This is a genomic window from Candidatus Spyradosoma sp. SGI.093, from assembly GCF_050314555.1.
GTDB lineage: Bacteria > Verrucomicrobiota > Verrucomicrobiia > Opitutales > UBA953 > Spyradosoma.
Genome location: NZ_JBNPNH010000002.1, coordinates 1 through 25,960, shown reverse-complemented (window position 1 = coordinate 25,960; position 25,960 = coordinate 1). Strand labels below are relative to the sequence as shown.

Here is a 25,960-nt window from a genome sequence, read left to right as displayed (position 1 = left end):
CGAAATTACACCAATCCAAATCAAAAAAATCATGAAACCTACACTCCTCGTTCTTGCCGCAGGCATGGGCAGCCGCTACGGCGGACTCAAACAGATGGACCCCATGGGGCCCTCCGGAGAAACGATTCTCGACTATTCCGTCTTTGACGCGATTCGCGCCGGCTTCGGCAAGGTCGTCTTCATCATTCGTCCGGACTTCGAAGAAGCGTTCAAGGAAATGATCGCGAAGAAGAACCTCCCCGTTCCCGTCGATTACGCGTTCCAGACGCTCGACAAGCTCCCGGCGGGCTTCTCCGTTCCCGCGGGCCGCGAAAAGCCCTGGGGCACGACGCACGCGATTCTCTGCGCCAAGGGCGTCGTGAAGGAAAACTTCGCCATCATCAACGCGGACGACTTCTACGGGAAAAATTCCTACGAGGTGCTCGCGAACTACCTGAAGGATCTCGACCCGAACTCGAGCGCGTTCTCGATGGTCGGCTTCCTGATGAAGAACACGCTCTCCGAGCACGGCACGGTCGCGCGCGGCGTCTGCAACACGAACGCCGAAGGCTTCCTCACCGACATCGAAGAGATGACGAAGATCGCCAAGGTCGGCGAAAACGGCCGCAACACCTACGAAGACGGCACGACGAAGGACATTCCGGGCGACACGCCGGTCTCCATGAACATGTGGGGCTGCACGCCGAAGCTGTTCGACCACCTCGACCGCATCTTCCTCGAATTCATGAAGACGCGCGGCACTGAGCTCAAGAGCGAATGCTTCATCCCGATGACGATCGGCCAGCTCATCAAGGAAGGCAACGCGACCGCGAAGGTGCTCCGTACGGACAGCGCGTGGTTCGGCGTGACCTACAAGGAAGACAAGCCCGTCGTTCAGGCGAACATCAACAAGCTCATCGCCGCCGGCGACTATCCGTCCAACCTCTGGGCGAAGTGAGAGAGAAAGCTTAACGTTCAAGGCTTAAAGCTTAAAGAAAGGCGTTCCCGCGCGGGAACGCTTTTTTTTTGACTTGCGGGAACGCCGCGGCAAAATGTTCCGCCAATCTCGGGGCAGGGTGCGATTCCCTACCGGCGGTGATTCGGCGTCCGCGCCGAAAAGCCCGCGAGCCTGAACGCGTTCCCGCGCGCGAAGGCAAGATTCGGTGAGATTCCGAAGCCGACGGTAAAGTCCGGATGGAAGAGATGTGAAACGACGCGTCCGCGCGTCGGCGTTCCCGCGTTCCGAGGATTGAACATTTTTTGCCTGCATCATGAAAACGGAAATCAGTCTTTTGGAACAGTTCGGCGACGCGCGTTCCCGCGTCGAAAACGCGCTCGCGGCGCTCCGCTCCGGAAAGGGCGTGCTCGTCTCCGATGACGCCGACCGCGAGAACGAAGGCGACCTCATCTTCGCGGCGGAAACGCTGACGACGGAGCAGGTCGCCATGCAGATCCGCGACTGCAGCGGCATCATCTGCATCTGCGTCACCGCCGAAAAGGCGCGCGCGCTCGAGCTGCCGATGATGGTGCCGGACAACACGAGCCGCTACGGCACGGCGTTCACGATTTCCGTGGACGCCGCGAAAAACGTCTCCACCGGCGTTTCCGCCGCCGACCGCCTCGAAGCCGTGCGTGTCGTGCTTGCGGACGAATCGACCCGCGCCGATCTCGCCGCGCCGGGGCACATGTTCCCGCTCGTCGCGCGCGCGGGCGGCGTGCTCGAGCGCCCCGGCCACACCGAGGCGACGGTCGATCTGATGCGCCTCGCGGGCCTGAAGCCCTGCGGCGTGCTCTGCGAGCTGACGAACCCCGACGGCACGATGTCGCGCCTCCCCGAAGTCGCCGACTACGCGAAGAAGCACGGCTTCCCGCTCGTCACCATCGAGGACCTCGTCGCCTACCTCCGCGAAAATCGCTGAGAAAAGGCGCGCGCGCGGGCTTTTTCCCGCGAAAAGGCGCGGATTTGCGCGTTCCCGTTGACAAAACGGCGCGGGAACGCTTAAATCCGTGAAATTTTATGGCGAAAACGGCTCTCAGCATGAAAAAAAGCATGAACGCTTCCGACGACGAAAGCGCCCGCCGTTCGATTTTCGGCTCAAACTTTTTTGAAAGTTTGAGCTTTTTTATGGCGTTCGCGACTTGAGCGCGCGCCGCGGAATTTCACCCTCAAAACTCAGAAAATTATCATGTCCATACGCAACGACATCAAGAAAGTGATGATCATCGGGTCGGGTCCGATTGTGATCGGTCAGGCCTGCGAATTCGACTATTCGGGAACTCAGGCGTGCAAGGCGCTCCGCGAATGCGGCTACGAGATCGTGCTCGTCAATTCCAATCCGGCGACGATCATGACGGATCCCGCCGTCGCCGACGTCACTTACATCGAACCGCTCAACGAGGAGCGCCTCGAGCAGATCATCGCCAAGGAGCGTCCGGACGCGTTGCTGCCCAATCTCGGCGGGCAGACGGGCCTCAACCTCGCCATCGAGCTGAACAAGAAGGGCGTTCTGGACAAGTACGGCGTGAAGGTCATCGGCGTGAATCTCGAAGCGATTGAGCGCGGCGAGGACCGCCTCATCTTCAAGGAAACGATGTCCAAGATCGGCATCGACATGCCGCGCAGCGAAATCGCGTACACGCTCGACGAGGCGGTGGCGATCTCCGGGCGGCTCGGCTTCCCGCTGGTCGTGCGCCCCGCGTACACGATGGGCGGCGCGGGCGGCGGGCTCGTCTACAACATGGACGAGCTGAAGACGATCGTTGCGCGCGGCCTGCAGGCGTCGATGACGCACCAGTGCCTCATCGAGGAATCCATTCTGGGCTGGGAAGAGCTCGAGGTCGAAGTCGTGCGCGACGCGACGGGCGCGCTCATTTCCGTGTGCTTCATCGAAAACGTCGATCCCGTCGGCGTGCACACGGGCGACAGCTTCTGCACGGCGCCGATGATGACCGTTCCCGCCGCGGTGCAGGAAGACCTGCAGAAAAAGGCGTGGAAGATCATCGACACGATCGGCGTCATCGGCGGCACGAATGTGCAGTTCGCGCGCAATCCGAAGGACGGCCGCGTCGTCATCATCGAGATCAACCCGCGCACGTCGCGCTCGTCCGCGCTCGCGTCGAAGGCGACGGGCTTCCCGATCGCGCTCATTTCCGCGAAGCTCGCGAGCGGGCTCACGCTCTCGGAAATTCCGTACTGGCGCGACGGCACGCTGGACAAATACACGCCGTCGGGCGACTACGTCGTCGTGAAGTTCGCGCGCTGGGCGTTCGAGAAATTCAAGGGCGTTCAGGACAAGCTCGGCACGCAGATGAAGGCGGTCGGCGAGGTCATGAGCATCGGCAAAAACTACAAGGAGGCGTTCCAGAAGGCGATCCGCTCGCTCGAAAACGGGCGCATGGGCCTCGGCTTCGCCAAGGATTTTCACGAAAAATCCAAGGAAGAGCTGCTCTCGATGCTGCAGGACGCGACGAGCGAACGCCATTTTCTCATTTATGAGGCGCTGCGCAAGGGCGCGAGCGTCGAGGAGGTGCAGGCGAAGACGCTGATGCACCGCTGGTTCATCGAGCAGTCGAAGGAACTCGTCGATTTCGAGGAAGAGCTGATCGCGACGAGCCGGGGCTCCGTTCCCGCGGACGCGCTGCTGATCCGCGCGAAGAAGGACGGCTTCGCGGATGCGTATCTGGCGAAGATTCTCGGCGTTCCCGAAAAAGCGATCCGCGAAAGGCGCGTCGCGCTCGGCGTCGTCGAGCGCTGGGAGCCCGTTCCCGTCAGCGGCGTCGAAAACGCGTGCTACTATTACTCGACCTACGCGGACAGCGTTCCCGTGACCGTGCTCCCGCCGAGCGCGAAGAAGAAGGTCATGGTGCTCGGCGGCGGTCCGAACCGCATCGGGCAGGGCATCGAGTTCGACTACTGCTGCTGCCACGCGGCGATGGCGTTGCGCCGTCTCGGCTACGAGACGATCATGGTCAACTGCAACCCGGAAACGGTCTCCACCGACTACGACACGTCGGACAAGCTTTACTTCGAACCGCTCACGCTCGAGGACGTGCTCGCGATTTACGAACACGAAAAGCCCGAGGGCGTCATCGTGCAGTTCGGCGGGCAGACGCCGCTCAACCTCGCGCGCAAGCTCGCCGAGGCGGGCGTGAAGATTCTCGGCACGAGCATCGACACGATCGACACCGCCGAAGACCGCGATCTCTTCCGCAAGATGATGGCGAAGCTCGAAATCCCGATGCCCGAAGCGGGCATGGCGATCAACGTCGACGAGGCGCTCGCGATCGCGCACGAAGTCGGCTATCCCGTGATGATCCGCCCCTCGTTCGTGCTCGGCGGGCGCGGCATGGAAGTCGTGTACGACGACGACGCGCTGCGCGAATACGTCGGCAAGGCGATCGGCGTCACCGAGGACGCGCCGCTGCTCGTGGACCGCTTCCTGCGCCACGCGCTCGAATGCGAATGCGACGCGCTCTGCGACGGGGACGACGTCTTCATTCCCTCCGTCATGGAGCACATCGAGCTCGCGGGCATTCACTCCGGCGACTCCGCGTGCGTGATTCCGCCCGTGCACATTCCCGCGAAGCAGTACGCGGACATCGTCGACTACACGCGCAGGATCGCGCGCGAGCTGAAGGTCGTCGGGCTGATGAACATGCAGTACGCGATCGAGAACGGCAAGGTGTACGTCATCGAGGCGAACCCGCGCGCGTCGCGCACGGTGCCGCTCGTGTCCAAGGTCTGCAACATCCAGATGGCGGGCGCGGCGACCGAGCTGATGATGGGCAAGAAGCTCCACGAGCTCAACCTGCGCCCCTTCGTCGCGGGAACGCACTACGGCGTGAAGGAAGCCGTGCTGCCCTTCGACAAGTTCCCGGAAGTCGATCCCGTGCTCGGGCCGGAAATGCGCTCCACTGGCGAAGTGCTCGGCATCGCGCCGGACTTCGGCACCGCGTTCTACAAGGCTCAGGAAGCCGCGGGAACGCAGCTCCCGACCGGCGGAACCGTGCTCATCACGATTTCCGAAAAGAACGACGAGGCGCTCGAAATCGGCCGCGGCTTCTCCTCGCTCGGCTTCAGAATCAAGGCGACCGCGGGAACGTACGACTTCTACACGAAGCACGGCATCCCCTGCGAGCTGATCAAAAAACAGCACGAAGGGCGCCCGAACATCGTGGACGGCATCGTGAACCGCGAAATCTCGCTCATCGTGAACACGCCCGCGGGCAAGCGCTCCGTGATCGACGACTCCTACATCCGCAAGAACGCGATCAAGCTGCGCATTCCCTACTTCACGACGCTCGCCGCCGCCTCCGCGACGGTGCAGGGCATCGCCGCCGTCAAGGCGGGCGCGGTGGACGTGGAATCCCTCCAGTCCCACCACGCCAAGCTCGCGCGGAAAGCTTGAAGCTCAAGGCTTAAAGCTTAAAGAAAAGCGTTCCCGCGGATTGTTCGCGGGAACGCTTTTTTTGCGCGCCGGAAGGCGGAATTTTCTTGCGGCGAAGAGGCGAGGAGTAGAACCTTGCGGAAATTCTCATGAGCGCGCACAAAAAAATTCTCTCGCCGTCGATTCTGGCGGCGGATCATTCCGCCCTCGCCGAAGGGCTCGCCGTCGTCGTCGCCAACGGGCTCGAATGGGTGCATCTCGACATCATGGACGGCAACTTCGTGCCGAATCTTTCGTTCGGGCCGCAGGTCGTCCGCGACCTCCGCCGGCGCGACGCCTCGCTTTTCTTCGACACGCACCTGATGCTGCTGCGTCCGGACAAATACGTCGAAAAATTCGTCGAGGCGGGATCGCAGCTCGTCACGATTCACGTGGAGCCGGAATACGACGTCGCGGGAACGTTGCGGCGCATCCGCGAGCTCGGCGCGCAGGCGGGAATTTCGCTGAATCCGGACACGCCCGTCGAGCGCGTGCTGCCGTTTCTCGACGCGGTCGATCTCGTGCTCGTGATGTCCGTCTTCCCGGGCTTCGGCGGGCAGTCCTTCATCGAATCCGTGCTGCCGAAAATCGAGACGCTGGCGCGGGAACGCGACGCACGCGGGCTGGATTTCCGCATCGAAGTGGACGGCGGCGTGGACGCGCGCACGGCGCCGCTCTGCCTCGCGGCGGGCGCGGACACGCTGGTCGCGGGAACGGCGTTCTTCAAGGCGGCGGACAAGCCGGCGTTCATCCGCCTTTGTCAGGGCTGAGCGCCGCCCGGCGGCGCGGAGAAGGGAGTCGGCGATGAACTCCGGATTTTCCGAAGCGGCGTACGCCGAGCGCGGCTCGGCGTGGCGCGACGTGCCCGAGGCGGACTGGAACGACTGGCGCTGGCAGCTGCGTTCCCGCGTCGAGACGGCGGAGGCTCTCGCGCGGATTTTCCCGCTTTCGGACTCGGAACGGCGTGGATTCGACGCCGCGCGCGGCAGACTCGCGTTCGCCGCGACGCCGCATTTTCTGAGCCTGATCGACGGCGCCGATCCCGCGGATCCCCTGCGCCGGCAGATCGTGCCCGACGCGTGCGAGGCGCTCCTCGCCGACGACGAATCCGACGACCCGATCGGCGAAGAGACGCATTCGCCCGTGCCCGGACTCGTGCACCGCTATCCCGACCGCGTGCTGCTTTTGGCGACGGACCGCTGCGCCTGCTACTGCCGCTTCTGCACGCGTTCCCGCCTCGTCTCCGGGGCGACGGGCTACGATTTCCATCCGCGGTTGGACGAGGCGCTGCGCTACGTCGCCGCGCACGCGGAAATCCGCGACGTGCTGATTTCCGGCGGGGACGCGCTGCTGCTCTCCGACGCGAAGATCGCCGAGCTGCTCGCGCGCGTCCGCGCGATTCCGCATGTGGAGATCGTGCGCGTCGGCACGCGCGTTCCCGTGTTTCTGCCGCAGCGCGTCACGCCGGAGCTGTGCGGAATTTTCCGAAAAAGCGGCGTGCTCTGGATGAACGTCCACGTGAACCACCCGCGCGAAATTTCGCGCGCGACCGAAGAGGCGCTGGAACGGCTCGCGCTCGCGGGCGTCGTGCTCGGCGCCCAGACGGTGCTCCTGCGCGGCGTGAACGACGACGCGGGAACGCTGCGCGCGCTCGTGCATCGGCTGCTGCGCGTGCGCGTGCGGCCGTACTACCTTTACGCGTGCGACAAGATCCGCGGAAGCGCGCATTGGCGCGTGCCCGTGCGCGAAGGCGCGGAGCTGATCCGCTCGCTGCGCGGGTGGACGAGCGGGCTCGCCGTGCCGCAGTTCGTCGTCGACGCGCCGGGCGGCGGCGGGAAGATTCCCGTGAATCCGGACTACGTCGAATCCTTCGACGACGCGGGCCGCGCACGCCTGCGCAATTTCCGCGGCGAAACGTATTTCTACTGAGTGCGCGAAAGACTGCAAAAAAAGCGTTCCCGCGGGAGGAGGCGGGAACGCTTTTCCTTTATTTCGCGCGGAAGGATTTTTCCTTGCCGAGGCGGAAGGCCTCGAGGTTCGGCGGGATGATCTTCGGTTTGTCGGCGAAGCATTCGCGAATCGCGGCTTCGACGACCGCGGAGAAGTCCGCCGCGTCTTCCGGCGTGAGGAAGAGCTCTTCCATCATGCGCGCGATCGCGCCGAGAATCAGGGAATTGCCGTAGCGCGTGCTGCCGAGCTCCACCGCGACCTGCGCGGCGGGAACGCCGTAGGCGACCTGCGTCCTGCCGATCGGCGGGAGCGTGATGCTCGACGAATCGTACACGATGATGCCCGTCGGCTTCAGCTGCGGCAGGTATTTGTCGAGCGAAGGCTGATTGAGGGCGACGAGCATGTTCGCGTTGCTGTCCACGACGGGCGAGGCGATTTCGCGGCGCGAGGCGACGACGGAGCAGTCCGCCGTGCCGCCGCGCATTTCCGGTCCGTAGGTCGGCAGGTAGGTGACGTTGAAGTTCCGCAGCCGCCCCATGTGCGCGATGATGTAGGCGAGCGAGAGCACGCCCTGGCCGCCGGAGCCGGCGACCTTGATGCGGCGCTCCTTGTCGAAGATCGGCGAGGTGTTGCGGAAGTCCGCGCGCAGCGAGCTCTGTGAAATGTCGTCCGCCTGCGGGAAGAGCGCGGCGCGCACCTTGTCCTTGTCGTACACGGGAACGCGGTGCTCGACGGGCGCGCGCTCGGCGGCGACGTCCTTGAATTTTCCGAGCGGGAAAATCTTCGTCATCTCCTCGTCGAGGAATTTCGTGATTCCGGCGGCGTCCTTCTTCAGTCCGATCGGGCAGGGCGAGAGCACTTCGACGAACGAAAGCCCCTTGCGCTCCATCGTGTTCTTTATCGCTTTGCGGATCGCCGCGCGCGCCTTCATGATCTCCTTCGGCGCGCCGAGCGAAACGCGTTCGACGTACACGGGGTTGGGCTGCGAGGCGACGATTTCGGCGATGCGGAACGGGATGCCGTCCTCGACGGCGTCGCGCCCGTTCGGCGTGGTCGAAGTGCGCTGGCCGACGAGCGTCGTCGGCGCCATCTGCCCGCCCGTCATGCCGTAGATCGCGTTGTTCACGAAGATGTAGCAGATGTTTTCGCCGCGGTTCACGGTGTGGATGAACTCGTTGAAGCCGATCGCCGCGAGGTCGCCGTCGCCCTGGTAGGAGATGACGACGCCGTCCTTGTGCGCGCGGGAAAGCCCGGTCGCGACGGCGGGCGCGCGCCCGTGCGGCGTGGAGATGCCGAAGCAGTCCATGTAATAGTAGCCGAACACGGCGCAGCCGACGGGCGAAATGAACGTCGTGCGGTCCTTGATGCCGAACTCGGCGATCGCCTCGGCGACGATCTTGTGAAGCACGCCGTGGCCGCAGCCCGGGCAGTAGTGCATGTTGTGCCGGAGCGTCTTCGGGCGCTTGTCGAACTCGGCGAAGAAGCCCGCCGGGCGGTCTTTGATGATGCGGAAATTTTTCATGAGCGGATTTTTTTGAAAGGTGAAAAAAAAGAATCAGGCGGCGCGCTTCGTACGGTAGAGCGCGTGGCGCGCGAGCGGGTGTTCCCGCGGAACGGCGGGGTGGTCGAACTCTCTGACGAAGCGCATTCCCGCCTTTTCCATGACGCGGCGGGAACGCGCGTTCGGGAGCGCGGTGAAGGCGAAGATTTCGTCGAGTCCGCAGGCGTCGAAGCCGAAGCTCAGGCAGGCCTTCGCGGCTTCCGTCGCGAAGCCCGCGCCCCAGAATTCCGCGCGCAGGCGCCACGCGATTTCCGTGCACGGCGCGAAATCCGTCTCGAACGGGCACCGGCGCAGGCCGACGAAGCCGATCAGGGCGCCGTCGGCCTTGCGTTCCGCGGCGAAGAGCCCGAAGCCGTCGCGCGCGAGCTCGCCGCGGATCGCGTCGAAAAACTCGCGGGACTGCGCCTCCGTCTTCGTTTCGAGAAAAAATTCCATGACGCGCGCGTCCGCGTTCATCGCGGCGAACGCGGGGAAATCGTCCTCGCGCCAGTCGCGCAGGCGAAGGCGGGGCGTTTCGACGAATGTGCGCGTGCGGGAAGGCATTTTTTTTCAGGCGAGCGCCTTGACGCCGGCGACGAGCTCCTCGACGGAAATGAGTTTTCCGCCGACGCGGTGAATCAGCTCCACGGGGCGGCGGCACTCGATCGCGAGCTTCACGTCCTCGATCATCTGTCCGCCGCTGAGCTCGACGGCGACGAATTTCTTCGCCGCGGGAACGAGCGCGTTCAGCGCGTCCTTCGGGAACGGGAAAAGCAGTTTCGGGCGCACGAGGCCCGCCTTGATGCCCGTGCGGCGCAGTTCGTCCACCGCGTTTTTCGCGAGCCGCGACATGATGCCGTAGGCGACGAGCACGATTTCGGCGTCGTCGGTCTTCCAGTTTTCCGCGTCCTGGTCGTGCGCCTCCATCTCGCGGTATTTCGCGAGGAGCGCCTCGTTCTTCTTTTCCATCTCGGCGGGTTCGAGATAGATCGAAGTGAAATGATTGGTGCGCGCGTTCCCGGGCGCGAGCGTGTAGGGCGCGGGAGCGGGCTTGTCGAGCGGCTCCGGCAGCGTGACGGATTCCATCATCTGCCCGATCATGCCGTCGGTGAGAATATAGACGGGCGTGCGGTATTTTTCCGCCATGTCGAAGGCGCGGAACGCCATGTCGCACATTTCCTGCGCGCTCGCGGGAGCGAACACCGGGCAGCGGTAGCCGCCGTGTCCGCCGCCCTTGACGATCTGGAAATAGTCGCTCTGCTCGACGCTGATGTTGCCGATGCCGGGACCGCTGCGCGTGACGTCCGCCACGACGCAGGGCAGCTCCATGCCCGCGAGGTAGGACATCGCCTCCTGCATGAGGCTGATGCCGAGCCCGCTGCTCGCCGTCATCGCGCGCTGGCCGGCGGCGGCGGCGCCCATCACCATGTTGATGGAGCCGATCTCGCTTTCCGCCTGAATGAAGACGCGCCCGAGCTCGGGGAACTTCTTCGCGGCGCATTCGATGATTTCTCCCGCGGGCGTGATCGGGTAGCCGAAATACGCGTCGCAGCCGGCGAGCAGCGCGCCGTACACGAGCGCCTCGTTCCCGCAGAGCAAAAGACTTTTGGAACTCATTTTACGCTTCCTCCTTTTCTTCGACGATCGAGATCGCGCCGGGTTCCGGGCACGTGTAGAAGCAGAGCGAGCAACCCGTGCACGCGTCCTCGTTCTTGACGAAGACGTGCGGCAGCCCCATCACGTTCAGCTCCTTGCCGAGCGCGAGAACGTCCCGCGGACAGGCGACGACGCAGCGCTCGCAGCCCTTGCATTCGTCGTTTCGGATTTTCGGAAAGTATCGTTTTTTCATCGTTGTGGAAATCGGTTTCTGGGGAAATGAGCCTCACGCGCGCGGCGCGCTTTTCTTCGCCGTCCTCTTCACGGCGTTCAGTCCCGCGACGGAAAAGCGGAATACGTGCTCGATGCGCTTCTCCACGTCGTACGGGAAAGGCTCCGTCTTTTCGATGCGCTGGATCTTCTTCTGCGGCGAAATGCACATCGCGACGATGGAATAGACGGACATGCGCAGGTCCTCGTTCGAGACGCCTTCGCCGAGAAACTCGCTCACGACGTGCAGCAGGTTTTCGCGCAGGCGGAAGATCGTGTTCTCGTGCACGTCCTCGAGCAGCCCCGTCGGCGAGGCGATTTCCTGGTTGAGAATGCCGCCGTCGAAGCAGAGCGGGTCGGAGTAGCGGCGCACCGTCGCGGCGATGATGCCGTAGAGCCTGTCGCGCGCGGGAGCGTCCGCGGGAACGGCGCCGTCCGCCGGATACTTCGCGAGCGATTCGCGCAGGCTGTGCTTCCACGCCTCGCGGTAGATCGTCTCCTTGTCGCCGAAATAGTAGCTGATGAGCGCGCTGTTCACGCCGCTCGCCTTGGAGATCTCCGCGTTGGACGTCTGCTTGAACCCGTTCTCGGAAAAGAGCTTGGATGCCGCCCCGAGAATCTTCTTCTTCGTCTCTATGCCGTCGCTGCGTCTCGCCATTTTGAATTCACAGTTTAATTTTTCAGTTAAATTACGGAGTTTAATTTTCGAGGCAAGCTCATTCGCTTTTTTGCCGCGCGGGCGTTCCCGCGGCGTTTTCAAAATTGACGGGCGGGAGGGAACATGGGAAAATCACGCTCACATGAATACCCAAGATTCCCCTTCCGTTGCTCCGGCTTCTGCGCCGGTCGTGCCCAAAAAATTCCTCGGGCTCTTCATCATGCTCGTCTCCTGCTTCGCGCTGTGGGGACTGCTCAACAACATGACGGACAATCTCGTCCCCGCGTTCCAGAAGATTTTCATGACGAGCCAGTCCACGGCGGGCTACGTGCAGGTTTCGTTCTACGGCGCGTATTCGGTGATCGCGCTGCTCGCGTCGTTTCTCGTTCAGCGCGCGGGCTACCGAGCGGGCGTGCTGGTGGGGCTGGGCGTGTACGTGATCGGGGCGTTGCTTTACGTTCCCGCGTGCGTATCGCAGAGTTTCTGGCTCTACATCGTGGGCATCTTCATCGTCGCGGGCGGCTGCGCCGTGCTTGAAACGACGTGCAATCCGTATGTGCTCGCGCTGGGCGACAAGGAGACGGCGGTGCGCCGCCTGAACTTCGCGCAGATGTTCAATCCGGTCGGTTCGCTGGCGGGCATTCTGCTCGCGCAGCAGCTGATTCTCGCGAATCTGAATCCCGCGACGGCGGACGAGCGCGCGGCGATGGCGCCGGACGCGCTGGGCGAGATCGTGCACCACGAACTTTTCTGGGTGTGCGTGCCCTACGTCGGGCTGTGCGCGATCGCGGCGTTCATCTGGTTCTTCTTTTTCTTCACGAAGCGCTCCTCGGCGGACGAAGTCTCTTCCGAGCCGACGAACTACGGCGAAATTCTTTCGATTCTCGCGCGTTCTCCGCGCTGGTATCTCGGCGTCGTGGCGCAGGTGTTCTACGTCGGCGTTCAGATCGCCGCGTGGACCTGCGTCAACGTCTATTGCCAAAAGGAGCTCGGCGTGACGCCCGAGCAGGGCGCGACGTATTATCTGCTCGCGCTCATCGCGTTCATCATCTGCCGCTGGATCGCGACGTTCGTGATGAAATATGTCGAGCCGGCGTGGCTGATGGCGTTCTTCGCGGCGTGTGCGATCGCGTGCACGGCGGGCGTGATGTATTTCCCGACGGAAGTGCTCTTTACGGTCGGCGGGCTGCCGTTCTCGGCGAACGTGCTCTGCCTGATCGCGATGAGCGGCTGCATGTCGCTGATGTTCCCGACAATCTACGGGATCGCGCTCGGCGGGATCGACCCGAAGGCGCACAAGCTCGGCGCGGCGGGACTGATCATGGCGATCGTCGGCGGCGCGCTGCTCACGCCGTGGATGCTCGACATCATCGGCAACGCGGATTCGTGCTGGATCGTGCTGACGTCCGCGTTCGACGGCACCTGGGACACGGATTTGAAGACGTCCTCGGCGGCGCTGCGCGCTTCGTTCATCGTTCCCGCGATCTGCTTCGCGGTCGTGCTCGCGTACAGTCTGATTTTCCGCAAGCGGGAAGACGCTCCGCGCGGATGAACGGCGGGTGACGAGCGGCAGACAACAAGAAAGAACAAAAACATGAAAAAGGTAAAAATCACTGTTCTGAAAACGACTTTCGACAAGGAACTCGCGCGGGAGTACGGAGCGGACGGCTTGGGACCTTGTCCGATGATGCGGGAAGGGCAGGTCTTTTTCGCCGACTACGCCAAGCCTCAGGGGTTCTGCGACGAAGCGTGGAAGGCGATTTACCAATATGTCTTCGCGCTGGCTCACGGCGCCGGGAACGGAGTTTTTTATTACGGAGACTGGATTCGAAAACCCGGAACGGCGATCTGCTGCTGCAACGACGGTCTGCGTCCCGTCGTGTTCAAGCTCGAAGCGACGGAGGAAGAATCCGTCATCGACTACACGCCTGTTCGCCATGAAGGCGGCGGAGCCTGCCCTTTAAGCTCCAAGCGTTAAATTTTAATCCTTCAAAAAATTTTCACCAAACCAATTGAATTATGAAATACGATACGTTACCTAAAATCGGAATCCGTCCCACGATCGACGGCCGCCGTCTCGGCGTCCGCGAGTCGCTGGAAGAACAGACCATGAACATGGCGAAAGCCGCCGCCGCGCTCATCGAATCGAAGGTGAAGCACGCGAACGGTCAGCCCGTGCAGTGCGTCATCGCCGACACGTGCATCGGCGGTCCCGCGGAAGCCGCCGCGGCGAACCAGAAGTTCCTCGAGAACAACGTCGGCTGCTCGCTCACCGTCACGCCGTGCTGGTGCTACATCACGGAAACGTTCGAGACGGACGCGTCCACGCCGAAGGCGATTTGGGGCTTCAACGGCACGGAGCGCCCGGGCGCCGTCTATCTCGCCGCCGCGCTCGCCGGCTACGCGCAGAAGGGCGTTCCCGCGTTCTCGATCTACGGGCACGACGTGCAGGACAAAGACGACACGAGCATTCCCGCGGACGTCGAGGAAAAAATCCTCCGCTTCGCGCGCGCGGGCATCGCGGTCGCGACGCTGAAGGGCAAGGGCTACCTCTCCATCGGCGGCTGCGCGATGGGCATCGCCGGCTCGATTCTCGACCATTCGTTCTGGGAAAGCTACCTCGGCATGCGCGTCCAGCCGGTGGACATGACGGAAGTCCGCCGCCGCATGGATCTCGGCATCTACGACAAGAAGGAATTTGAGCTCGCGCTCGAATGGGCGAAGCAATACGTGAAGATCGGCCCGGACCGCAACCGTCCCGACCTCGTGCTCCCGCCGGAAGAAAAGGAACGCACGCTGCGCGAATCGCTGCTGATGACGATCATCTTCCGCGACATGATGCACGGCAATCCGCACCTCAAGACGATCGACTGCGAGGAAGAAGGCCTCGGCTTCAACGCCATCTGCGGCGGTTTCCAGGGCCAGCGCCACTGGACGGACTACTATCCGAACGGCGACATGGCGGAATCGCTCCTCAACAGCACCTTCGACTGGAACGGCCCGCGCGAGGCGATTCCGTTCGCGACGGAAAACGACGCGATGAACGGCGTCTGCCAGCTCCTGCTGCACCAGCTCACGGGCCAGGCGGCGTGCTTCTCCGACATCCGCACGTACTGGTCGCCCGACGCCGTGAAGCGCGTCGCCGGCTACACGATGGAAGGCCACGCCAAGAACGGCATCATGCACCTCATCAACTCCGGCTCGACCGCGCTCGACGGCAACATGCAGGCGCTCGACGTGAACGGCAAGCCCGTCATGAAGAAGACCGGCGAAACGACGTTCCAGGACATCGACGCGATGATGGCGGCGTCCGAATGGTGCCCGGCGAACCGCGAATACTTCCGCGGCGGGGGCTACTCGCTGCACTTCGTCTCGAAGGGCGACGTTCCCGTGACGATGATCCGCATGAACCTCGTCAAGGGACAGGGGCCGGTCCTCGTCATCGCCGAAGGCTACACCTGCACGCTCCCCGAGAACGTGAACAAGATTCTCGACGAACGCACCGACCCGGGCTGGCCGACGACCTGGTTCGCGCCGATCCTCACGGGCAAGGGCGCGTTCACGGATGTCTATTCCGTCATGGCGAACATGGGCGCGAACCACGGCGCGTGGACCTACGGCCACGTCGGCGCGGACCTGATCACGCTCGCCTCGATGCTCCGCATCCCGGTTTACGCGCACAACGTTCCCGACGACAAGGTCTATCGTCCGGCGGCGTGGGGTCTGTTCGGCACCGCCGATCCCGAAGGCGCCGACTTCCGCGCCTGCGCGAACTTCGGCCCGATCTACGGCAAGTATTGAGATCGCCGCATGACGCAGAAAGAGCCCGGGAACGTTCCCGGGCTCTTTTTTTCGCGAAAGGAAGCGGGCGGAAGCTCCGTTTCCTCGCGTCGTGCGCGGCGCGGCTCACGCGAGCTCCGCGGCCGCTTCGAAGAACGCCTTGTAGGCCTTGTAGGTCATGTAGGTGTCGAGCTTGGAGGCGACTTCCCACGGCGCGTGCATGTTCAGCAGCGGCGTGCCCATGTCGATCACGTTCATGCCGTAGTGCGACATGTACATCGCGATCGTTCCGCCGCCGCCGACGTCCACGCGGCCGAGTTCGCCGACCTGCCAGACGACGCCCGCCGCGTCGAAGATCTCGCGCAGCCGCGCGACGAATTCCGCGCTCGCGTCGTTCGCCATGACCTTGCCGCGCGAGCCCGTGTATTTGATCACGCACGCGCCCGCGTTGAGCTTCGCCATGTTGCCCGGCGAGGAGCTGCCCGGGAACAGCGGGTCGTCCGCCGCGCAGACGTCCGCCGAGAGCATCGACGAGGCTTCGAGCGCGCGGCGCACGAGAATGTCGGAATAATTCTTTTCCTGGCGGAAGACGAGCTCGGCGATCGAGTTTTCGAAGAAGGTCGAATCCATGCCGGTCGCGCCGACGGAGCCGATTTCCTCCTTGTCGCAGAGCAGCACGACGGCGGTCTTCGCGGGAACGCCCTTGACGTCCATCATCGCCTGCAGACCCGCGAACGCGCAGATGCGGTCGTCGTGCCCGTAGCCGGTGATGAGCGAGCGGTCGAGCCCCATTTCGCGCGGCAGTCCCGCGGGAACGATCTCGAGCTCGGCGCTGATGAGATCCTGTTCCGTGAGCCCGTATTCCTTTTCCAGAATGCGCATCACGTGAAGCTTGACCTTTTCCTTGACCTCGCCGTCGTCCGCGTCCGCGGGGCAGGGCGTCGTGGCGATGACCAGGTCGAGATTTTCGCCCGGGAACGCGTCCGCGAGCACCTTTGCCGCCTGCTCCTGTCCGAGGTGCGGGAGAATGTCCGAAATCATGAAGACGGGATCGCCGGGCTTGTCGCCGATCGCGATTTCGACCTTCGAGCCGTCCTTGCGCACGGCGGTGCCGTAAAGCGCGAGCGGATGCGCGACCCACTGAAATTTCTTGATGCCGCCGTAGTAGTGCGTGTCGAAGTAGGCGATGCCGTTCTTTTCGCTGAGCGGCACGGGCTTGAGGTCGATGCGCGGCGCGTCTGTGTGCCCGCCGACGACGCGCACGCCGCCGGAAACGGGCTCCTTGCCGACGACGGCGGCGAAGAGCGTCTTGCCGTGGTAGCCGCGATAGACCTTGTCGCCGGGCTTCAGCGACTTGAGGGACGCGAGCGGCCTAAACCCGCGCGCTTCGAGCAGGCGGACGGCCTCCGCGTAGGCGCGGCGCTCGGTCTTCGCTACGGAGAGGTAATTCATGTACACGGAGACGTAGGCGTCGAGCACCTTGCGTTCCTCGGGAGAGAGCTTGTTGACGGCGTCTTCCCGCTTGAACACGCCCTTGACGGGCGCGGGGGCTTTTTTGTTTTCGGATTTTTTCGTTGCCATAAGTGCCGCCATTTTGCGCCCGCGCGTTCCCGCGCGCAACGGCGAAATTTTTTAAGAAGATGGACTCTTCCGCGCGAAAAAAAAGCGTTCCCGCCGCGGGAACGCTTTTTTTTGAAGAGGAGGAACGGCGGGAGAATCACTCGCGCGTCGGCTCGTAGATGCGGAGCAGAAGCGGCTTCGTGAGGATCTGCGGGAGCGCCTTCAGGTCGTTCACGACGCGTTCCATCACGGCTTCGGAGGTCGGATACGTCGCGAGCGTGATCGTGCCGCTCTTCACCGGGGAGTTCTTGTCTTCCGGGTTTTCGTAGGTGATGACGCGCGAGACGGAGACGTTGTGCTTCGCCAGCGCCTGGTAGAGCCCGACGAGCGTTCCCGGCTCGTCCAGAATCGAAATGCGCAGATAAAATTTCGAGCGGATTTCGTCCATCGTCGCCATGCGCGCGCTTTCGCCGAGGCGGTAGCACGCGTCGATATCGCTCGGCGTGAGGAATTTGTGCGCGTCGTCGCGGATGCCGATCATCGCGTCCACGATGTCGGAGATGACGGCGGAGGACGTCGCGTCCTGGCCCGCGCCGCGGCCGATGAGAATCGTCGTTCCCGCGACGTCGCCGGCGAGCTTGATCGCGTTGTACACGCCGTCCACGCGCGCGAGCGTCTTGTCCAGCGGAATGAGCGCGGGATAGACGCCGAGCGAGAGCGCGCCAGTCTTGAAGTTGCGGCGGATCATGCCGAGCAGCTTGATGCGGTAGCCGAAGTCGCGTGCGCGGTGCATGTCCTCGAGCGTCACGTCGCGGATGCCTTCGACGAGCGCGTCGTGCTCCGAAACCCATTTCCCGTGGGCGAGGAAGGCGAGAATGACCGCCTTGTGGAACGCGTCCCAGCCGTCGAGGTCGAGCCGGTCGTCCGCCTCGACGTAGCCGAGTTTTTTCGCGTCGCGGAGAATCTCCTCGTAGGATTTTCCCTCCGCCTCCATGCGGGAAAGAATGTAGTTGCAGGTGCCGTTGATGATGCCGGCGATGGATTCGAAGCGGTTGGCGACGAGGCCTTCGCGCAGCGTCTTGATGATCGGAATCCCGCCCGCGACGGAGGCCTCGAAGTAGTAGTGCCCGCCGAACTGCTTGACGGCGTCGAAGATTTCGCGCCCGAATTCGTAGATGAGCGCCTTGTTCGCGGAGACGACGACCTTGCCGTGCTTCAGCGCGGCGAGCGTGTAGTCCTTCGCCTTCGTCGTGCCGCCCATGAGCTCGCAGACGATGTTCACCGCGGGGTCGTTCACGACCGCCATTGGGTCCGTCGTGAGCACGTTTTCGGGAACGCTCACGCTGCGTTCGCGCTTGAGGTCGCGCACGGCGACGCGCGGGAACGCGATTTCCACGCCGAGGCGTTTTTCCAGTTCTTCGCGCTGCGCCTGCAGGTGTTTCCAGACGCCTTGTCCGACCGTGCCGAAGCCGATGAATCCGATGCCGATTTTCGTTTTTTCCATCTTAAAAATTTTTGTAATTGAATTTTAACTGCGTGCGCGCCTGCGGGAACGCGCGGTCATTTCTTCTTGAACGAGTTTTCTTCGCCGCGCATCAGGCGGGCGATGTTCGAACGGTGCATGATGATGATGAAGATCGCCACGACGAGGCAGAAGCCGACGTGAATCGTCGTGTAGCCGAGCTGCGGGAACGCCTTGGCGAGAATCATCGACGTGAGCGGCAGCGAGAGCCCGAACACCATCGACGCGATCGCGACGATGCGCGTCGGGAAATACACCGCGAGCCAGACGACGAGCCCGACGAGCACCGCGATCGGCATCGCGCCGAGCAGCCCGCCGATCGTCGTCGAGACGCCCTTGCCGCCCTTGAACTTCAGGAACATCGAGAAGCAGTGCCCGAGCAGCGCTCCCGCGAAGCCGCAGAGCTGCGCGATCGCGATCACGTGCGGCCAGGCGTCCTGCTGCTCCGGAACGACCGAAATCGGGCTGAGCGCGATCCACGGCAGGAACGCCGCGAGAAAGCCCTTGAACATGTCGAGGAAGAACACGAGATTGCCCGCCGCCTTGCCGCAGGTGCGCTTGACGTTGGTCGCGCCGGGATTGCCGCTGCCGGCGTGCAGAATGTCCACGCCGTGGCGCTTCGCGACGATCACCGCGAACGGGATCGAGCCGAGAACGTAACCGACGAGCGCGGCGGCGGAGGCGATGAGGACTGTAGGGAGGATTTCCATGTCGAAAAATTAAAACGCGCATCATAGCCGAAGCGCCCGCCTTCCCGCAAATTGAAAGTGCGCCCGCGCCGAAAATCCGCACGGCGAAGGTGTTCAGTCTTCCGCGTCATCACCTGGAGCTTCAGGAAATAAAAAAGCCGTCGGCACGTTCCCAGCGAAGGGAAATTGGAGGGCTGGACGAACCAGTCAGCATCCACACTACCGACGGCAAAGAAAAGGTCGCACAGGAGGCGGAGAACGTCAACGCCTATCTGGAAAGCCGCAGGAAATCGTGGACGAGAACGAGGAGCCGTCTTTCCGGATTTCCGACGGGCTTCTCGCCTACAAAAACGAAGAAAAGCTGCTTGAGTTCATTTCCAATCGCGGCACCGATTTCCGCAACCTTGGAGTGAGCTTCAAACAGCTTTCAAAAAAATTAGGGACTTCAAAAACGTTCCCGTCAACGTCATAAATCCGCGTCCGAAAACGACCGAACGAAGTATTCGCTTCCGGAGATGGAGGAGCTCAAGGATACGTTTCGGCGCGGAAACGGACGAAGTTGGCGGCTCAATTGTCGGAGAGATCTCGGGGAGCGCGGGTCATGAGGCGCGCTTCGAGGCGGTGGCTCTTTTCCGCGAGGCGGCGCCACAGATCGGGCTCGGCGGATTCGCACCACGCGTCGAAGTCCGCGCGGACGGGCAGCCACGTTCCCGAAGCGAGCTCGTCTTCGAGCTGACGCGGCGCCCAGCCGGACGTTCCCGCGAACGCGAAGAGGCGCGCCGCGGGATCGCCGGCGAGCTCGCGCACGCGGTCGGGAGAAAGTCCCAGCTGCACGACGCGTCCGCCCGTAATGGGATTGCGGATACAGGCGAGCAGCGTCAGCCCCGCCGCCCCGACGGGACCGCCGACGTGCATCGGAATCCGCGCGAGCGGCGTTCCCGTGAACGACGGCGAGCATTCGCCCAGCATCCGCCGCATGGGCGCGTTGAGGATCAGTCCCTGCGCGCCTTCGTCGTGGGAAAAACGCGAAATCCAGACGACGGAGCGCTCGAAAATTCCCTTCACGCCGAGGCGCGCCAACAGAAAATTGCCGCGCACCTTGTCGTGAATCGTCGCCTCTTCCGGATTCGCCATCGCGGGAAAATCACGCCTCGCCTGCGACGGCGAGGTTCAGCTTTTCGACGCGGATCTTCGCGTCGGCGAGCAGCTGCGGGACCAGCGGGTCGTTGCGGTAATCGTGAATGTACTTCACGACGCCGACGCCCGCCGAAGCCAGAATCTTCGCGCAGTTCACGCACGGGAAATGCGTGACGTAAACGGTCGCGCCCATCACGGAAACGCCGCGCTTGGCGGCGTCCGCGATCGCGTTCTGCTCGGCGTGCACGGTCGCCTGTTCGTGTCCGTCGCGGACGCAGGAACAATGCGGCGCGCCGGGCAGAAAGCCGTTGTAGCCGGCGGCGATGACGCGGTTCGGATGCGTTCCCGCGGAGACGAGCACGCAGCCGACGTGCAGACGTTCGCACGCCGAGCGCGACGCGATCAGCACCGCCATCGCCGCGAAGTAGGCGTCCCACGAGGGACGCCCGACGCCCGCGACGAGCCGTTCCAGTTCTTCGACGAAACCTTCCATGGCGACGCCGCGAGAAACCTCACTCGACTTCGAGGACGACCTGCACTTCCGCCGTCGCGTGGAGCGGCACGCCGCCGAGGGCGACCGCCGCGCGGGCGTGCTTGCCGTTCTCGCCGAAGAGGGCGAGGAAGAGCTCCGAGGCTCCGTTGATGACCTTCGGCGCGTCCGCGAAGCCTTCCGGCGCGTAGACGAAGCCGTTGACGTTGACGACGCGCTTCACCTTGTCGAGCGAGCCGAGATGCGCCTTCGCGTTGGCGAGCGCCGCCAGCGCGCACTGGCGCGCCGCCGCGTAGCCGTAGGCGACGTCCTTTTCCGGCGCGGAGCCGATCATGCCCGTGTGCGTGAGCTTGCCTTCCGCCATGGGGAGCGTTCCCGAAAGGAAAAGCAGGTTGCCGGTCCGCACCGCGGGAACGTAGGCTCCGGCGGGCGCCGGAGGCTGCGGGAGGGTGAGACCGAGTTCGGAAATTTTTTCTTCGATGGTCATAAGAGCGGAAGATTTTGCCCCCGCCGCGCGCGTCGCGCAACGGCGAAAACGCGAAAATTTCCGCGTCGCGTTCCCGCGGGAACGTCTCGAGGCCCTCCGTTTTCTCGGTGCGGCCGCTCAGATCTAATAAAAGACTTTTTCCATGAAGAGGCCGCGGGCGGGGGCGGTCGTGATGCGCGCGTCGCAGATCTTCGCGTCGCGGTAGGCGAGCAGCTCCTCCGGCGTCCATTTGCCGAGGCCGACGCGGACGAGCCCGCCGACGAGGCGGCGCACCATCTTGTAGAGGTAGCCGCTCGCTTCGGTCGTGACGAAGACGTTTTTCCCGCGCGCGGTCACGTCGAGCCGCCGCAGGTCCTTCACCGGGTTTTCGCGTTCGGCGGAGGCGTGCGTCGCGCCGAACGCGGAAAAATCGTGCACGCCGAGCAGGAGTTTCGCGGCGCGTTCCATCGCGGGAACGTCGAGCGTCTTGTCGCCGAGCCCCCAACAGTAGCGCGCGTCGAAGGGCGAGGCGAAGCCCTGAAAAATGCGGTAGCGGTAGCGTTTCCCTTTGGCGGAAAAGCGGGCGTGGAAGCCGTCCTTCGCCTTCGTCGCGCGATAGACGTGGATGCCCGCGGGCAGTCCGCAGTGCAGGGCGCGCAGGAGCGTCTCCGCCGGATAGTTCCAATGCGTGTCGAAATGAAAGCACTGCGCCTTGGCGTGGACGCCGGAGTCCGTGCGGCCGCTGCCGTGCACGCGCACGGGTTCGCGGACGATCTGCGCGATGCGCTTTTCGAGAAAATCCTGCACCGCGAGCCCGCACGCCTGGCTCTGCCAACCGTGGAAATCCGTGCCGTCGTAGGCGACGAGACAGCGGTAGCGCGTCATGCCGGGCGGAATCGCGTTGAAGATTTCGCGCTTCACGGGAACGGCGGGACGCGCCGAGCCGGTGACGCGCCGCGGGCGCTGGACTGCGTGCTTTCCGTCGCTCATCGCGTCAAAGAAGAAGATCCGGCTCCGACGGGAACGCGTTCCCGCCGACGCCGGAAGCATTGAAGTAGTCCTGCAGAATCACGGCGGCGGCGCGGGAATCGATTTCGCCGGTGCGGCGGTGCGCCTTGCGCGCGCGCGCGTCGTTCCCGCCTTTGCGCTTCGCGCTCATGCGGGATTCCGCCTCGTAGCTGGAGAGCGTTTCGTCCACGCGGACGACGGGCAGGGCGAAGCGTTTTTCGAGCTCGGCGATGAAGGCGTCCACCTCGCGCGTCTTGTAGCCGCAGGTGCCGTCCATGTTCACGGGATAGCCGACGACGAGCGTCGTGATTTTCCGGATACGGATTTCGCGCGCGACGTGTTCGAGGCGCTCCGCCTCGTCGGCTTCGGTCGCGGCGGGAACGGGCATGGCGATGCCGAGCTCGTCGTCGCCGTGCGCGAGCCCGATGCGGCGGGAACCGTAGTCGATTGCGAGAAAATTGCGGCTCATCGCGGTGCGCGTCTTCGTGCGCGGGAACGCCTCACTTCGAGAAGAGCGAGAGCGTGCGCTGGAATGTCGTGCCGTTCTCGCGGAGCACTTCGAGGAACTTCTCGCCTTCGAGCTTGCCGGAATTGCTCTGCAGCTGCCTGCCGAGAAGCTTGGACTTGCCTTCTTCGCCGAGCACGGTGACGGAGACTTCCACGGAGCGCAGCGCGGCGGACTTCGCGCCGTTGAAATTGTCGTCGAAGACGATCTTTCCCGCGCCCGCGCAGATCGATTTCGAGAAGGTCGTGACGTCGCGGTTCGGATACACGTCGTTCAGCCGCGAGACGAGTTTGGGATTGTTCACGACGGCGATCTTGCGCTTGCCGTCCTCGAAGTCGTCGTACCAGAAGACGAGCGAGACGTCCACGACGCCGTCCTGCAGGAAGTTCTGCAGGCGCGTGCCCCATTCCTTGGGCGTGTATTTGGCTTCGTCGCTCGGGTCGGTGATCTGTTCGGAAGATTCCCAAAAGGCGGAGGGCGCGTTGCGGTCGCCGGATTTTTCCGCGGAGCCGAGCACGTAGGGCAGGGCGGCGTTCAGCGTGTCCTTGGCGTTGAGCACGGCGCGATAGACCGTGTAGGAAAGATTTTCCGGGGAGTCGGCGGCGGCGGAATCGAAGGGCGACTTCTGCACGAGCGCGTAGCGGACGGCGCAGAGTTCGCCGGGCAGCTCCGTGCTCCCGGAGCCGCTGCGGGAACGCCGCGTGCGGTCGGGCGTGCGCGCGAAGAGCATGATCTGCGGCGCGTTCTGTTCGTCGAGATTGCCGAGATCCTTCTCCTGGTCGTAGCGGACTTCGAACCAGCAGTGCGCGTCGTCGAAGGCGACGGCGGAATTGAGGTCGCTCTCCAGCGGATCGAGCACGGCGCGCGCGTCCGAATTCGTCGAGAGCGCGGTGACGGTGTTGTCGTAGGCGCGCAGCATGCTCACGGCGATGTTCGTCACGAACATGATCAGGATGATCATGATAGTCGTCGCGACCATCAGTTCCACGAGGGTGAAGCCTCGGCGGTTTCGGGAAATCTTCTTCATGGCGGGAACGGTGTCCGGGGTTCAGCGGGAAATGACGAGCATCTGCGAGAGAATCGGCGTCTGCGATTCCGACTGGCGCGAGCTGCCGACCGCGAAGGGATAGATCTCGACGGTCACGGGCAGGTAGGCGAGCGCGTACGCGTCCGGCGAGCTCGGGAGGGTGCCGCCCTGCGTGTGCGTGCGCGAGAGCACTTCGCCGCGGGAATTCATCTCGACGCGCGCGCCCTCGAGTTCCGGCGAAACGAAGACTCGCGCCAGATAGACGTTGCCTTCGAAATCCATCGAGTCGAGGTCGTCCTTCGTCGGGAGCGACTGCGACGAATCCGCCTTGATCGCCTGCATGACGAGCTGCGGCGTCTCGTCGGAATCCGGGTTCACGCGGCGGCTGAAGCAGACGACGAACAGCGCGTCGTCCCACGACGTGCCGTTCTTGCCGTTCAGCCATTCGTACACGTAATCGAACGAGGGCTTCGTCTTCAGGTCGTTTTCGGAGACGAGCGCCTGCCCCTCGGGGGAAATGAATTCCCGCACGTCGGCGAGCGCGCCGTCCAGGCGCGTATAGACCGTCAGCGCCTGGCTCGTGCGCAGGTTCGAGCTCACGGACTCGAACGCGGCGTTGAGCAGCCCGACGATGGTCAGAATCGCCATGCCGAGCACGGCGACGGCGAGGAGGACTTCCACGAGGCTGAAGCCTCGGCGGCGACGGGAACGCGCGCGGTCGGCGGCGCGGCGGAGCAAGGAGATTTTCTGCGGAAACGCGGTCATGATGATTTTTTCTGAAAGGGATTTTTTCGGAGGAAGGCGCGGGCGCGGGAACGCCTCAAAGCTCGTTGGCGGCTTCGGTTTCGTCCGCGTCGCGCGTGAAGACGAGCGAGCCGTTGCGCGTGACGGCGAAGCCGACGACGGCGGCGTCCGAATCGAAGCGGATGCCGTTGCCGGGCATCCAGACGCCCTCCGCGACCATGAAGGTCGCCTTGGTCATGTAGGTCTGCCCGTTGGAGTCGAAGAAATACGCGTACCATTTCTGCTTGCCGGAGCCGAACTGCTTGCCGCCGAGCTCGAGCGAGGGATCGAGCGAGACTTCGTAGTCGCCTTCGATCGGCGCGAGCGAGCTGTGCTCGATGCCCGATTCCGTGGGCGGCACGAAGAAGACGCCTTTCGGCAGCGTGACGCCGGCGTTCCCGCCGACGGAGTACCAGTAGTAGTCGCGCAGGTCGGTCTTGCTCTCGTCGTCCGTGCCGCCGACGATCGCGACCATGTGGCGCAGGTGGCGCTCGTCGTCGTTTTCGTCGTTGAGCACGAGCACCGCCGAGCGGATGTTGTAGCGCTTGTTGGTTTCGGGCTCACGGTCCGGATTGTGCCCCAGCACCGCCTGCGCGCGGGCGACCTTGAACTGCTGCGCCGCGAGCCGGACGGCGTCGTCGATGCCGTGCGGGTTGTTGGGCTGCAGCCCGATGATGACGACCGAAATCAGCCCGATGATGGCGACGACGGTCAGAATCTCGATCAGCGTGAAGGCGCGGCGGAAACGCGCGCGCGGGGAATTTTTCTTGCGGAACAACATGAGGGCGGCGGAACGGATTTGCGGGGAAGGGGAAAACGCGCGCGTTCCCGCGGCGGGAACGCGCGGGAACGGAATCAGCGCCAGCTGTAGACGTTTTCGTAGTCTTCGCCGTCGTTCACGGACGTGAAGATGATGACGTTCTTCATGAGACCGTTCGCGTCGGTTTCGGCCTCGGTCGCGTCGTCGGGCATGTATTCGCCGGGAATGACGACGTGCTTGTTGTCGTCCGTGTCCATGACGACGTGAATGTTCGTGTTGCCGAAGACGTCGCAGAGCGTGCCGTAATCGACGGTGCCGTCTTCCTGCGTGAAGTCCTCGGGCGAGAAATCGCAGAAGGAGCGGCCGCGCTTGTTGAAGCTCTTCTGGTCTTCCTTGGAAAGCTTGTCGCCCGTTTCGGGATCGCGGCCCGAGAGCGCCTTGACGAAGTTCAGCCCGGTGTCGCCCTGGCCGAGATTGTAGTGCTCGTCGTCGCCGACGGTCGCGCCCTTGTTCAGAATCGGGTAGTAATTATAGACGGACTTGTACTGCTCGATCGCCGTGATCCAGCCGGAGTACTTGCCGCGCATGGTCGTGATCTGCACCTTCTTCATCGCCACGCCGATGACGGGGACGAGCAGGGCGGCGAGCAGGCCGATGATCGCGATGACGACGAGGATTTCGATGAGGGTAAAACCGCGTTTGGATGATTTTTTCATGATGAATGGATTGGTAAGGAGGGTAAGAACGTTATTGCCGAAATTTTCGCCGAAAACGCCGCGACTGTCAACGCGCTTTCGTCGCGGGCGAAGACCGC

Annotated in this window: 26 protein-coding genes and 1 riboswitch; of the genes, 9 read left to right on the top strand and 17 right to left on the bottom strand. The window is 63.5% G+C overall.

What is annotated here, in order from left to right; genetic code table 11:
• Positions 1–31: 31 nt before the first annotated feature.
• From ACQREB_RS02205 to ACQREB_RS02185, 5 genes are all read left to right on the top strand, one after another.
• Positions 32–937, top strand: coding sequence for a nucleotidyltransferase family protein (locus ACQREB_RS02205; protein WP_427764779.1), 906 nt, complete (start codon positions 32–34; stop codon positions 935–937).
• 100 nt (positions 938–1,037) lie between these two features.
• Positions 1,038–1,189, top strand: a riboswitch (FMN riboswitch).
• A 61-nt stretch (positions 1,190–1,250) separates the two neighbouring features.
• Positions 1,251–1,898, top strand: a complete 648-nt coding sequence (gene ribB / locus ACQREB_RS02200; protein WP_427764777.1) for a 3,4-dihydroxy-2-butanone-4-phosphate synthase — start codon at positions 1,251–1,253, stop codon at positions 1,896–1,898.
• Between the two features lie 267 nt (positions 1,899–2,165).
• Complete coding sequence (gene carB, locus ACQREB_RS02195; protein ID WP_427764774.1) at positions 2,166–5,387, top strand: carbamoyl-phosphate synthase large subunit; 3,222 nt, start codon at positions 2,166–2,168, stop codon at positions 5,385–5,387.
• Positions 5,388–5,515: 128 nt separating this feature from the next.
• A complete protein-coding gene (rpe, locus tag ACQREB_RS02190; protein ID WP_427764771.1) occupies positions 5,516–6,175 on the top strand; it encodes a ribulose-phosphate 3-epimerase in 660 nt (219 codons plus the stop codon).
• Positions 6,176–6,209: 34 nt separating this feature from the next.
• Positions 6,210–7,334 (top strand): KamA family radical SAM protein, encoded by a 1,125-nt coding sequence (locus ACQREB_RS02185; RefSeq protein WP_427764768.1) that lies wholly within the window; start codon positions 6,210–6,212, stop codon positions 7,332–7,334.
• Positions 7,335–7,392: 58 nt separating this feature from the next.
• Here the strand turns inward: ACQREB_RS02185 and ACQREB_RS02180 are convergent, their stop codons facing one another.
• Genes ACQREB_RS02180 through ACQREB_RS02160 form a run of 5 tightly spaced genes read right to left on the bottom strand, consistent with a single transcriptional unit; the run spans position 7,393 to position 11,419 of the window.
• The gene (locus ACQREB_RS02180; protein WP_427764766.1) at positions 7,393–8,877 is read right to left on the bottom strand and encodes a 2-oxoacid:acceptor oxidoreductase family protein; all 1,485 of its coding nucleotides are present in this window, start codon (positions 8,875–8,877) and stop codon (positions 7,393–7,395) included.
• A 33-nt stretch (positions 8,878–8,910) separates the two neighbouring features.
• The gene (locus tag ACQREB_RS02175; protein WP_427764764.1) at positions 8,911–9,459 is read right to left on the bottom strand and encodes a GNAT family N-acetyltransferase; all 549 of its coding nucleotides are present in this window, start codon (positions 9,457–9,459) and stop codon (positions 8,911–8,913) included.
• A 6-nt stretch (positions 9,460–9,465) separates the two neighbouring features.
• Positions 9,466–10,512: a 3-methyl-2-oxobutanoate dehydrogenase subunit VorB gene (gene vorB, locus ACQREB_RS02170; protein WP_427764762.1), complete on the bottom strand. Its 1,047-nt coding sequence runs from the start codon at positions 10,510–10,512 to the stop codon at positions 9,466–9,468.
• A gap of 1 nt (position 10,513) precedes the next feature.
• The gene (locus ACQREB_RS02165; protein WP_427764760.1) at positions 10,514–10,744 is read right to left on the bottom strand and encodes a 4Fe-4S dicluster domain-containing protein; all 231 of its coding nucleotides are present in this window, start codon (positions 10,742–10,744) and stop codon (positions 10,514–10,516) included.
• Between the two features lie 33 nt (positions 10,745–10,777).
• Positions 10,778–11,419 carry a CerR family C-terminal domain-containing protein gene (locus ACQREB_RS02160; RefSeq protein WP_427764758.1) on the bottom strand — a complete coding sequence of 214 codons (642 nt, stop codon included), beginning with the start codon at positions 11,417–11,419 and terminating at the stop codon, positions 10,778–10,780.
• 190 nt (positions 11,420–11,609) lie between these two features.
• Between ACQREB_RS02160 and fucP the strand changes: the two genes are divergently transcribed.
• Genes fucP through ACQREB_RS02145 form a run of 3 tightly spaced genes read left to right on the top strand, consistent with a single transcriptional unit; the run spans position 11,610 to position 15,220 of the window.
• The gene (fucP, locus tag ACQREB_RS02155) at positions 11,610–12,971 is read left to right on the top strand and encodes an L-fucose:H+ symporter permease (RefSeq protein WP_427764755.1); all 1,362 of its coding nucleotides are present in this window, start codon (positions 11,610–11,612) and stop codon (positions 12,969–12,971) included.
• A 42-nt stretch (positions 12,972–13,013) separates the two neighbouring features.
• Positions 13,014–13,397, top strand: coding sequence for a TIGR04076 family protein (locus ACQREB_RS02150; RefSeq protein WP_427764753.1), 384 nt, complete (start codon positions 13,014–13,016; stop codon positions 13,395–13,397).
• Between the two features lie 41 nt (positions 13,398–13,438).
• Positions 13,439–15,220, top strand: coding sequence for an L-fucose isomerase (locus ACQREB_RS02145; protein WP_427764751.1), 1,782 nt, complete (start codon positions 13,439–13,441; stop codon positions 15,218–15,220).
• A gap of 105 nt (positions 15,221–15,325) precedes the next feature.
• Here the strand turns inward: ACQREB_RS02145 and ACQREB_RS02140 are convergent, their stop codons facing one another.
• From ACQREB_RS02140 to plsY, 3 genes are all read right to left on the bottom strand, one after another.
• The gene (locus ACQREB_RS02140) at positions 15,326–16,780 is read right to left on the bottom strand and encodes an aminopeptidase (RefSeq protein ID WP_427764749.1); all 1,455 of its coding nucleotides are present in this window, start codon (positions 16,778–16,780) and stop codon (positions 15,326–15,328) included.
• Positions 16,781–16,916: 136 nt separating this feature from the next.
• Positions 16,917–18,263, bottom strand: coding sequence for a homoserine dehydrogenase (locus ACQREB_RS02135; protein ID WP_427764746.1), 1,347 nt, complete (start codon positions 18,261–18,263; stop codon positions 16,917–16,919).
• A gap of 56 nt (positions 18,264–18,319) precedes the next feature.
• Entirely contained in the window at positions 18,320–18,991 is a 672-nt protein-coding gene (gene plsY, locus ACQREB_RS02130) for a glycerol-3-phosphate 1-O-acyltransferase PlsY (RefSeq protein ID WP_427764744.1), read from the bottom strand.
• Positions 18,992–19,262: 271 nt separating this feature from the next.
• Between plsY and ACQREB_RS02125 the strand changes: the two genes are divergently transcribed.
• The gene (locus ACQREB_RS02125) at positions 19,263–19,442 is read left to right on the top strand and encodes a hypothetical protein (protein ID WP_427764742.1); all 180 of its coding nucleotides are present in this window, start codon (positions 19,263–19,265) and stop codon (positions 19,440–19,442) included.
• 95 nt (positions 19,443–19,537) lie between these two features.
• Here ACQREB_RS02125 and ACQREB_RS02120 read toward each other — a convergent pair whose 3' ends face one another.
• The 9 genes from ACQREB_RS02120 to ACQREB_RS02080 form a co-directional block, all read right to left on the bottom strand.
• A complete protein-coding gene (locus tag ACQREB_RS02120; protein WP_427764739.1) occupies positions 19,538–20,104 on the bottom strand; it encodes a YqgE/AlgH family protein in 567 nt (188 codons plus the stop codon).
• Between the two features lie 10 nt (positions 20,105–20,114).
• Complete coding sequence (locus ACQREB_RS02115) at positions 20,115–20,600, bottom strand: deoxycytidylate deaminase (RefSeq protein ID WP_427764737.1); 486 nt, start codon at positions 20,598–20,600, stop codon at positions 20,115–20,117.
• A gap of 19 nt (positions 20,601–20,619) precedes the next feature.
• Positions 20,620–21,084, bottom strand: coding sequence for a RidA family protein (locus ACQREB_RS02110; protein WP_427764735.1), 465 nt, complete (start codon positions 21,082–21,084; stop codon positions 20,620–20,622).
• Positions 21,085–21,207: 123 nt separating this feature from the next.
• Positions 21,208–22,053, bottom strand: coding sequence for a tRNA pseudouridine(38-40) synthase TruA (gene truA / locus ACQREB_RS02105; protein ID WP_427764732.1), 846 nt, complete (start codon positions 22,051–22,053; stop codon positions 21,208–21,210).
• Between the two features lie 4 nt (positions 22,054–22,057).
• The gene (gene ruvX, locus ACQREB_RS02100; protein WP_427764730.1) at positions 22,058–22,540 is read right to left on the bottom strand and encodes a Holliday junction resolvase RuvX; all 483 of its coding nucleotides are present in this window, start codon (positions 22,538–22,540) and stop codon (positions 22,058–22,060) included.
• Between the two features lie 31 nt (positions 22,541–22,571).
• Entirely contained in the window at positions 22,572–23,603 is a 1,032-nt protein-coding gene (locus ACQREB_RS02095) for a PilW family protein (RefSeq protein ID WP_427764727.1), read from the bottom strand.
• A 21-nt stretch (positions 23,604–23,624) separates the two neighbouring features.
• On the bottom strand, positions 23,625–24,368 hold the full coding sequence (locus ACQREB_RS02090; RefSeq protein ID WP_427764724.1) for a type IV pilus modification PilV family protein: 744 nt from the start codon (positions 24,366–24,368) through the stop codon (positions 23,625–23,627).
• Between the two features lie 55 nt (positions 24,369–24,423).
• Positions 24,424–25,167, bottom strand: a complete 744-nt coding sequence (locus ACQREB_RS02085) for a type II secretion system protein (RefSeq protein ID WP_427764722.1) — start codon at positions 25,165–25,167, stop codon at positions 24,424–24,426.
• 74 nt (positions 25,168–25,241) lie between these two features.
• Positions 25,242–25,862, bottom strand: a complete 621-nt coding sequence (locus ACQREB_RS02080) for a type II secretion system protein (protein ID WP_427764720.1) — start codon at positions 25,860–25,862, stop codon at positions 25,242–25,244.
• Positions 25,863–25,960 lie beyond the last annotated feature (98 nt).

Bases quoted from the DNA above. Each gene is read 5' to 3' on its own strand.
- ACQREB_RS02160 (WP_427764758.1), bottom strand. From the start codon at position 11,419: ATGGCGAGACGCAGCGACGGCATAGAGACGAAGAAGAAGATTCTCGGG.
- ACQREB_RS02185 (WP_427764768.1), top strand. From the start codon at position 6,210: ATGAACTCCGGATTTTCCGAAGCGGCGTACGCCGAGCGCGGCTCGGCG.
- ACQREB_RS02165 (WP_427764760.1), bottom strand. From the start codon at position 10,744: ATGAAAAAACGATACTTTCCGAAAATCCGAAACGACGAATGCAAGGGC.
- ruvX (WP_427764730.1), bottom strand. From the start codon at position 22,540: ATGAGCCGCAATTTTCTCGCAATCGACTACGGTTCCCGCCGCATCGGG.
- ACQREB_RS02135 (WP_427764746.1), bottom strand. From the start codon at position 18,263: ATGGAAAAAACGAAAATCGGCATCGGATTCATCGGCTTCGGCACGGTC.
- ACQREB_RS02150 (WP_427764753.1), top strand. From the start codon at position 13,014: ATGAAAAAGGTAAAAATCACTGTTCTGAAAACGACTTTCGACAAGGAA.
- ACQREB_RS02090 (WP_427764724.1), bottom strand. From the start codon at position 24,368: ATGACCGCGTTTCCGCAGAAAATCTCCTTGCTCCGCCGCGCCGCCGAC.
- ACQREB_RS02175 (WP_427764764.1), bottom strand. From the start codon at position 9,459: ATGCCTTCCCGCACGCGCACATTCGTCGAAACGCCCCGCCTTCGCCTG.
- ACQREB_RS02085 (WP_427764722.1), bottom strand. From the start codon at position 25,167: ATGTTGTTCCGCAAGAAAAATTCCCCGCGCGCGCGTTTCCGCCGCGCC.
- ACQREB_RS02140 (WP_427764749.1), bottom strand. From the start codon at position 16,780: ATGGCAACGAAAAAATCCGAAAACAAAAAAGCCCCCGCGCCCGTCAAG.
- ACQREB_RS02180 (WP_427764766.1), bottom strand. From the start codon at position 8,877: ATGAAAAATTTCCGCATCATCAAAGACCGCCCGGCGGGCTTCTTCGCC.
- vorB (WP_427764762.1), bottom strand. From the start codon at position 10,512: ATGAGTTCCAAAAGTCTTTTGCTCTGCGGGAACGAGGCGCTCGTGTAC.
- rpe (WP_427764771.1), top strand. From the start codon at position 5,516: ATGAGCGCGCACAAAAAAATTCTCTCGCCGTCGATTCTGGCGGCGGAT.
- plsY (WP_427764744.1), bottom strand. From the start codon at position 18,991: ATGGAAATCCTCCCTACAGTCCTCATCGCCTCCGCCGCCGCGCTCGTC.
- ribB (WP_427764777.1), top strand. From the start codon at position 1,251: ATGAAAACGGAAATCAGTCTTTTGGAACAGTTCGGCGACGCGCGTTCC.
- ACQREB_RS02205 (WP_427764779.1), top strand. From the start codon at position 32: ATGAAACCTACACTCCTCGTTCTTGCCGCAGGCATGGGCAGCCGCTAC.
- ACQREB_RS02095 (WP_427764727.1), bottom strand. From the start codon at position 23,603: ATGAAGAAGATTTCCCGAAACCGCCGAGGCTTCACCCTCGTGGAACTG.
- ACQREB_RS02110 (WP_427764735.1), bottom strand. From the start codon at position 21,084: ATGACCATCGAAGAAAAAATTTCCGAACTCGGTCTCACCCTCCCGCAG.
- truA (WP_427764732.1), bottom strand. From the start codon at position 22,053: ATGAGCGACGGAAAGCACGCAGTCCAGCGCCCGCGGCGCGTCACCGGC.
- ACQREB_RS02120 (WP_427764739.1), bottom strand. From the start codon at position 20,104: ATGGCGAATCCGGAAGAGGCGACGATTCACGACAAGGTGCGCGGCAAT.
- ACQREB_RS02080 (WP_427764720.1), bottom strand. From the start codon at position 25,862: ATGAAAAAATCATCCAAACGCGGTTTTACCCTCATCGAAATCCTCGTC.
- ACQREB_RS02145 (WP_427764751.1), top strand. From the start codon at position 13,439: ATGAAATACGATACGTTACCTAAAATCGGAATCCGTCCCACGATCGAC.
- carB (WP_427764774.1), top strand. From the start codon at position 2,166: ATGTCCATACGCAACGACATCAAGAAAGTGATGATCATCGGGTCGGGT.
- ACQREB_RS02115 (WP_427764737.1), bottom strand. From the start codon at position 20,600: ATGGAAGGTTTCGTCGAAGAACTGGAACGGCTCGTCGCGGGCGTCGGG.